The organism is Mesorhizobium sp. (assembly GCF_024509055.1).
Lineage (GTDB): Bacteria > Pseudomonadota > Alphaproteobacteria > Rhizobiales > Rhizobiaceae > Mesorhizobium.
Map to the genome: position 1 here is coordinate 1 of NZ_JANINM010000323.1, position 1,773 is coordinate 1,773.

Below are 1,773 nucleotides of genomic sequence, written 5' to 3' on the forward strand. Positions count from 1 at the left end.
TCCTGATGTGCCCGGCGACATCGCCGGCCGATGTCGATCGCCACACGGAAGTCTTCTCCCGCTTCGTCGATCTCGTCCGCCGCGCGGGCGTGGTTTGAAGTCATGACGAACCCGTTCGATCTCACGGGCAAGGTGGCGTTGGTGACCGGCGGCGGGCGCGGCATCGGCGCTTCGATCGTCACGCGCTTCGCTGAGGCTGGTGCTTCGGTCGTCATCGCCAATCGCTCGCTCGACGTCGCGGAGACGCTTGGCGCCGATCTCTCGGCGCGCGGTTTGTCCGCCCGTGCCGTTGCGCTCGCTGGGCTCGACCGCGCCGCGCTGCACGCGCTGGTCGGCGATGTCGCGCGCGAAGCCGGCCGGCTCGACATCGTCGTTCATAATGCAGGAGGCTGCCCCTGGGCCTCGGTCGAGGAACTCGACGAGGACAGACTGGAAGAAACGCTGGCGGTGAACCTGAAAGCTTGCTTCTGGCTGGCGCAGGCGGCAGCCCCGGTGATGCGCGCCAACGGCTTCGGCCGTGTCCTGGTCACGTCGTCGGTGTCCGCGCGAGTCGCCATGGCCGGCGGCGCGCACTATTCGGCGGCCAAGGCCGGCGTCAACGCCTTCATCCGTGGCGCCGCCTTCGAGTTCGCCCGCGACGGCATCACCGTCAACGGCGTCGAGCCCGGCTTCATCGCCAAGCCAGGGCGCGGCACGATGAGCAAGCCCGAGGTTGCCGGCAGGCTCGGCCAGTTCATCCCCGTCGGCCGTCTCGGCGAGGCCGACGACATTGCCTACGCCATGCTCTATCTCGCTTCTGAACAGGCAAAATACACCACCGGCCAGACCATCGTCGTCGACGGTGGCTCGACCTTGCCGGAGACGGGCTATGCCGTCGAACGGCATTGGGGGCTGACATGAGTCGGCGCCTCGAGGGGCGCACGGCGCTGGTCACGGGGGCCGCCACCGGCATGGGCCGCGCCACCGCCGAGCTGTTCGGGCGTCACGACGCCAGGGTCATTGCCTTTGGCCATGGCGGGAAAGTGCTGGAGGAAGCGGCCAAGGCTAGCGGCGGCATCGCGGTTCACGGCGACATCACAGATGCTGGCGATATTGCCCGCGCCATCGACGCCTGCGAAGGCCGCCTCGACATCGTCGTCAACGCCGCCGGCGTGATGATCCTCGACGAGCCGGAAACGCTGAGCGACGAGACCTGGGCAAAGAGCTTTGCCGTCAACGTCACCGGCTCGATGATGGTCTGCCGCGCCGCGCTGCCGCTGCTGAAGATGCGCGGCGGCGCGATCGTCAACATTGCCTCGGTCGGGGCCTTCAACGCCAGTGGCCAGAACGCCGCCTATTCCGCAAGCAAGGCGGCGCTGGTTTCCTACACCCGCTCACTCGCCTTCGCGCACGGCGTCGACGGCATCCGCGCCAATGCCGTGGCGCCTGGCTGGGTGCGCACGCCGATGAGCGTCTACGAAATGGAGGTGGCGGCTGCCGCCAACGGCTCGACGCCGGAGGACGAGTTTGCCGCGCTCACCGGCCGGATCGCGCTGCGCCGCGTCGCCGAGCCGCAAGAGATCGCATCCTGCTGCCTGTTCCTTGCGTCGGACGACGCGTCCTTCGTCACTGGCGCGGTGCTGGTGGCGGACGGCGGCGGCCGCGCGCCGACACAGAACAGGGCGGTGTGACGTGACCTGAAATTTGCCTGCTCGGCCGGCGTGGAGGCGCCGGCGAACGGGAGAGGAGGAGAGAGAATGCCCGACAGAAGTGCCGACCTGGTTTTCACCAATG

The 1,773-nt window shown here is 68.4% G+C and carries 2 protein-coding genes; both read left to right on the forward strand.

Annotation, left to right across the window (positions count from 1 at the left end):
- Positions 1–102 precede the first annotated feature (102 nt).
- The gene (locus Q0L57_RS14230; protein WP_296743608.1) at positions 103–900 is read left to right on the forward strand and encodes an SDR family oxidoreductase; all 798 of its coding nucleotides are present in this window, start codon (positions 103–105) and stop codon (positions 898–900) included.
- Positions 897–1,670: an SDR family oxidoreductase gene (locus Q0L57_RS14235; protein WP_296743610.1), complete on the forward strand. Its 774-nt coding sequence runs from the start codon at positions 897–899 to the stop codon at positions 1,668–1,670. Before Q0L57_RS14230 ends, Q0L57_RS14235 begins: the two co-directional genes overlap by 4 nt.
- Positions 1,671–1,773: the final 103 nt, after the last annotated feature.

Bases quoted from the DNA above. Each gene is read 5' to 3' on its own strand.
- Q0L57_RS14230 (WP_296743608.1), top strand. From the start codon at position 103: ATGACGAACCCGTTCGATCTCACGGGCAAGGTGGCGTTGGTGACCGGC.
- Q0L57_RS14235 (WP_296743610.1), top strand. From the start codon at position 897: ATGAGTCGGCGCCTCGAGGGGCGCACGGCGCTGGTCACGGGGGCCGCC.